The sequence below is a fragment of the Streptomyces sp. NPDC051243 genome (genome assembly GCF_044455405.1).
GTDB lineage: Bacteria > Actinomycetota > Actinomycetes > Streptomycetales > Streptomycetaceae > Streptomyces.
This window is the reverse complement of the sequence record NZ_JBITES010000024.1, coordinates 139,650-145,649: the sequence shown is the minus strand read 5'-3', so window position 1 is coordinate 145,649 and position 6,000 is coordinate 139,650. Positions and strand designations below refer to the sequence as shown.

Here is a 6,000-nt window from a genome sequence, read left to right as displayed (position 1 = left end):
GCCGACGCCCTGGAGACGGCCCCGCCGAAGCCGGAGTTCACCGAACGGCTGAAGGCCGACGTCGTGGACGCCGTCGTGAGCACCACGCTGAACCAAGCCCACGTCGTGGGTGGTTTCCTCAAGGGCGCCGCGGACGCGGTGCAGCTGGTCCGCATGGTCAACCCGTATGACCCGTACAACCTCACCCACCCCGGTGAGTACGAGAAGAACGCCAACATGGTGCTGGCCGGCCTGGTGAGCACCGCCGCCCATCCCGAACGCCTGCCCAAGGCCATCATCGGCAGCGGCTGGGGCGATGACCCGGCCGACGCGATGGGCTACCTCGCCTCGAACCTGATCGGTGGCAAGGGCGCCACGGGTGCGGCGCGTGGTGCGGCGCGGGGGGCTGCCAAGGGCGCGGCGACGGCAGGGGCGCGCAACAGCGTGACCACATCGATCCGCAACACCGCCAGGCAACTGTGGTGCAAGCTGTTCGGCGGCGACCCGATCGACATGGCCACCGGCCGGATGTCACTGCCGCAGACCGACGTGACCCTGCCCGCCAAACTGCCGCTGGCCTTCACCCGCCAGTTCGAGTCGTCCTACGAGGCGGGCCGCTGGTTCGGCCCGAAGTGGACCTCCACCGCCGACCAGCGCCTGGAGATCGACGCCGAGGGCGTCATCTGCATCCGCGAGGACGGCTCGCTCCTGGCCTACCCGCACCCCGCGCCCGGCGTACCCACCCTCCCCCTGGCCGGAGCCCCCTACCCCCTGACCATCGACGCCTACGGCGACTACACCGTCACCGACCCCGCCTCCGGCCGCACCTGGTACTTCGCGGCCCCGGGCGGCGACGGCAACGGCATCGCCCTGCTGGAACAGATCACCGACCGCTCCGGCCAGTGGCTCACCTTCGAGTACGACCACGACGGCGGCGCCCCGACGGCGATCGTGCACTCGGCGGGCTACCACCTCAAGATCGAGACGACCGGGGACCGAATAACCGCCCTGCGCCTGGCCGACGGGACTGGCGACGGGGCTGCCGACGGCGGCGACACCGAACTGGTCCGCTTCGGCTACGACGACCAGGGCCACCTGTCGGCAGTGACGAACTCCTCCGGCCTCCCGACCCGCTTCACCAACGACGGTCTGGGCCGCATAACCGCCTGGACCGACACCAACAACTCGTCCTACCACTACGTCTACGACGACGAGGGCCGCTGCACCTCCCAATCGGGCGACGCAGGCCACCTGCGCAACACCTTCACCTACGGCGACATCGACCCGGCCACCGGCCACCGCACGATCACCGCGACCAACTCCCTGGGCCACAGCACCCACTACCAGGTCAACAACGACCTCCAGGTGATCGCCGAGACCGGCCCCGACGGCGCCACGACCCACACCACATACGACCACTACGACCGCCCGCTGACGATCACCGACCCCCTCGGCCGCACGATCAGCCACGCATACGACGAGGCAGGCCGCACGGTCCTGGCCATCCGCCCCGACGGCCGCTACACCAGCATCGGCTACAACGACCAGGGCCTGCCCGTCTCCATAGCCGGCCCCGACGGCACCCATGTCACCCAGCAGTACGACGCCTTCGGCAACCGCACGGCCGTAACCGACGCGTCCGGAACCACGACCCACTTCACCTACGACGACCGCGGCCACCTGGCGACGGTCACGGACGCGACAGGCGCGACAACCACGGTCCGCTGCAACCCGGCAGGCCTCCCCCTGGAGATCACGGACCCGCTGGGGGCAGTGACCCGCTACGAACGAGACACTTTCGGCCGCCCTGTCACGATCACGGACCCGACAGGCGCGGTGACCCGCCTGGAATGGACGGTCGAGGGCCGCCCCTCCCGCCGCACGGCCCCCGACGGCACCACGGAATCCTGGACCTACGACGGCGAAGGCAACTGCACCAGCCACACCGACGCCATGGGCGCCGTCTCCCACTACGAATAGACCCACTTCGACCTGATGACGGCCCGCACGGGCCCGGACGGCGTCCGCTACGAGTTCGCCCACGACACCGAACTAAACCTGACGAAGGTCACGAACCCGCAGGGCCTGACCTGGAGCTACGAGTACGACGCGGCCGGACGCCTGGTGGCGGAGACGGACTTCGACGACCGCACGCTCACCTACACCTACGACGCCGCAAGTCGCTTGACCGCCCGTGCCAACGCGCTCGGCGAGGCCGTCACCTTCGAACGTGACGAACTGGGCAGGGTGACCCGCAAGGACGCGGCGGGCCGTGTAACGACGTACGCATACGACACGAAAGACCAACTGGCCCAGGCGACGAGCCCGGACGGCACGACGTTGACGGTGGTGCGGGACCGCGTCGGACGGGTGCGATCGGAGACGGTCGACGGCCGTGAACTGACGTACACGTACGACGAGATGGGCCGCCGAACAGGCCGTACGACTCCAACAGGCGCGACGACGACGTGGTCGTACGACGCGGCAGGCCGCCGCACCGGCATGGTGGCGTCGGGCCGCGCCATCGACTTCACCTACGACGCGGCAGGCCGCGAACTGACCCGCCACATCGGCGAGACGGTCACCCTCCAGCACGCCTTCGACGAACTCGGCCGCCTGACGTCCCAGACGGTGACCGGTGCTGGCGAGCGCACGGTCCAGTCCCGGGCGTACACCTACCGAGCCGACGGCAACCTGACCGGCATCGACGACCACCTGTCCGGCTCCCGTCGCTTCGACCTGGACGCGGCAGGCCGGGTGACGGCGGTGCACGCGGCGGACTGGACGGAGCGGTACGCCTACGACGAGGCGGGCAACCAGACACAGGCGTCCTGGCCGGCCAACCACCCCGGCCAGGAGGCGGTAGGCACACGCGACTACGTGGGCACCCGCATCACCCGCGCGGGCAACGTCCGCTACGAACACGACGCCCTCGGCCGCATCACCCTCCGCCAGAAGACCCGCCTGTCCCGCAAGCCGGACACCTGGCGCTACGAGTGGGACACCGAGGACCGCCTCACCGCCGTCACCACCCCCGACGGCACCCGCTGGCACTACACCTACGACCCCTTGGGCCGCCGCACGGCCAAACTCCGCCTCGCCGACGACGGCGAAACGGTCATCGAGCGGGTGACGTTCACCTGGGACGGCACCACACTCTGCGAACAGACCACGGAGTCTGCCGACCTGCCCCACCCGGTCACCCTCACCTGGGACCACCGAGGCCTGAGCCCGATCTCCCAGACGGAACGCATCGCGGCAGCTGACGCCTCACAGGACGAGATCGACTCCCGCTTCTTCACCATCATCACCGACCTTGTCGGCACCCCCAGCGAACTCATCGACGAGCATGGCGACATCGCCTGGCGCACGCGCAGCACCCTGTGGGGAACCACCGCCTGGGGCGCAAACAGCACCACCTACACGCCTCTCCGTTTCCCCGGCCAGTACTACGACCCCGAAACCGGCCTCCACTACAACTACTTCCGCCACTACGAACCAGAAACCGCCCGCTACCTCACCCCCGATCCTCTGGGTCTCGAACCCGCACCGAACTCAACGACATACGTCCATAACCCTCATACCAGGACCGACCCGCTCGGGCTCGCACCATGTGCCCCTAACGCCCACCTTGCAGAGGTACCGGTTCACCCGAGCCTTGACAGGTTCTATGTCCGCGCCGGTGAGTTGGTAGAGCACAGGATCGCAAGTCATCCACTCACCGATGCACAGATGTACGGTGGAGACGTTGCTGGACATGGAGGAGTGAGAAACCTGTCCAATGATGACTTGCTGCGGTTCGGCGGACCACAGGGAGATGACCCAATCAGCGGATTCCGGGACTGGGGCCCTCAAGATTCAATTCAATATCCCGGATCTGAAATACACATTACAGGCGGGCATCATCGAACTGCGGAGATCGTGCGTAGAATAGGTACGGGAGAGATGGATCCCGGTGTTCTTATAGAATTTGCCATACGGAGGTGATCGGCATGAACCAGGTCCCTCTCGGTGGCCCTTTTCGCATGATGGCGGAAATATTCCACGGAGACGTCGAGCAACCCGAACGCGTCTGGGTCTGCGTGCGGACCACCGAGCCGGCTAGTGCTGCCTGGGTTGGCTGCTGGTCGAAGCTCCCTGAATCGCAGGAGGATCAGGGAATTGAGTCCATTCTGAGAGAATTGGCACAGATTGCCCGTACGTGCGTGTCAACTGGACCATACGGTCCTGTTTTGACTGAGCATTTATTCTTCACGGGCTGGCAGGCATGGGGATCCGGTATTCCTGCACCACTGAAGGAATTGCAGTGACTGCTCCGAGGCTCAGATCGTATCGCTATGTTGGCCCTCAAAGCATAAAGGAGGAGGTGGGTGACAGTTCTGAGGGGGCCCGCATTTTCACCCTTCGCGAACTGGGCTCGTGGATCAATGCTCAGCCGCAAGGCGATCAAGGCGAGCCATTCACATTCACGATTGATCTGGACAGGACTCTTCGACTGGCGCCTCGCCGGAGCGAGCACGTCGCATGTGCAGCAGGCGGAGCAGTTTTGAGCGCGGGCGAAATCTCCTTCGCAAGACCTTTGGGAGAATGGGAGGTGTCCAGCGTAAATAATCACTCGACTGGCTACTGCCCGGGCATCGATTCTTGGGTGGCGGTGGAGTATTCCTTAAGACGTCTTGGAATTAAACATCCTTCAGGTTTTACTGAAACCTTTACGTTTCGCCTGTGCCCCACTTGTGCCGAACGTAATCTGGTGAAGGATTCCTATTTTTTCTGCGTCTTCTGTGAGGCGGAATTGCCGCTCAACTGGAATATCGGGGACCAGTGAGCCTTCTCGGGTATACAGATTGGGGAGTCCGTTCGGTCGAGAAGGCCGTAGGCGGCAAGCCTGGATTTACTGGGGCAATCAGAAAGGGGCTCGCAGCGCTCGGCGAAGTATGACCATGCGAACAAATCAAAGAATGTCCAAGCTGCTCACTGAATTCCCAATTTCGAGCCTTGGAGATGAAGACATTCCAGCCATGTTCCTGGAGGTCAAGAGAGCGGGGTGGTCGTACACGCCAAACGGAGCTCGTGTCCTGACAGCGCTGATCCCGGAAGTCACCTACACCTATTTCGACGTACTTCAGGAGGAAGCGTCAATCAATGGTCGAGGAATTGTTGATTGCGACATGCCTACGGCCGAGCCAGAACGAACAGCTCTTCTGCTTAGAAGGTGCCTCTCTTACGCTTTCGGCGCCCTTTGTGAGGCCAGTAAGTACTTCGGTGACCAGGAAGTGATGGCTTACATTTCCCTCTCATTGGGTGGGGTCAACGACGACACGATGACAGCCAATGTTACTTTCTGCACCAAGAATCCGAATGTCGCACCCTATATTCGTGACCTTGAGCAAGTGCAGAATGAGGCGATTGTCGAACTCTCGTTGGAGGACCGAAATTTTTGGCATTGACCCTGCCGACAATTCTGCTGACACTATCCAGCTTATGCGTGCAGTGTGAGTGATGGAATGGACATCACTTGATGGACTCTGTCGGCCGAGTATCGATTTGTGCGCGAAAAAAGCGCCGCTATCGCAGAGTGCTAGATTCGGGAATGGTGCGCAATCTGTTCGACTGCCTTGACGCCCTCCCTGGCAAACCAATCGGCTGAATTGAGGCCGAGTTTCATTATGGTGGCTTGCGTCCACAACCGAAAGGGCCTAGGGGAACGAGGAAGGGGTACGTGTGCCCGTAACTGGTTCCCGGAGACAGCCCCTCCGCCCCGGCTAACGGTATATCGGCTGGCCGCCATGGCAGGGTAGCCATGGAATGTCACCGTAGGGAACTAGGGAAAGTTATCCCGCGAGATCACCTAAAGGGATATTAAATGCCTCCACATCTCAAAGAAACGCTGGACTCAATGGGGTCTCGCGCAAGCTCGGAAATTTTCAATGAATTCCTCCAGGTGGTGGGTGGATCCCTTGCGGGGTTAATCGCGCTCCGTAGGAAGGCGGAAATCTCCCTAGGCGTCTCGGAATTTGA

General features: G+C 63.3%; 2 protein-coding genes and 1 pseudogene. All 3 read left to right on the top strand.

Annotated features, from left to right (window positions below; genetic code table 11):
• Positions 1 to 3,594 (top strand): annotated as a pseudogene (locus ACIBAG_RS42615) (DUF6531 domain-containing protein); the annotation flags it as partial.
• A gap of 751 nt (positions 3,595 to 4,345) precedes the next feature.
• On the top strand, positions 4,346 to 4,807 hold the full coding sequence (locus tag ACIBAG_RS42610; RefSeq protein WP_399113096.1) for a hypothetical protein: 462 nt from the start codon (positions 4,346 to 4,348) through the stop codon (positions 4,805 to 4,807).
• 133 nt (positions 4,808 to 4,940) lie between these two features.
• Entirely contained in the window at positions 4,941 to 5,429 is a 489-nt protein-coding gene (locus ACIBAG_RS42605) for a hypothetical protein (RefSeq protein ID WP_399113094.1), read from the top strand.
• The last annotated feature ends 571 nt before the right edge of the window (positions 5,430 to 6,000 follow it).

Bases quoted from the DNA above. Each gene is read 5' to 3' on its own strand.
- ACIBAG_RS42605 (WP_399113094.1), top strand. From the start codon at position 4,941: ATGTCCAAGCTGCTCACTGAATTCCCAATTTCGAGCCTTGGAGATGAA.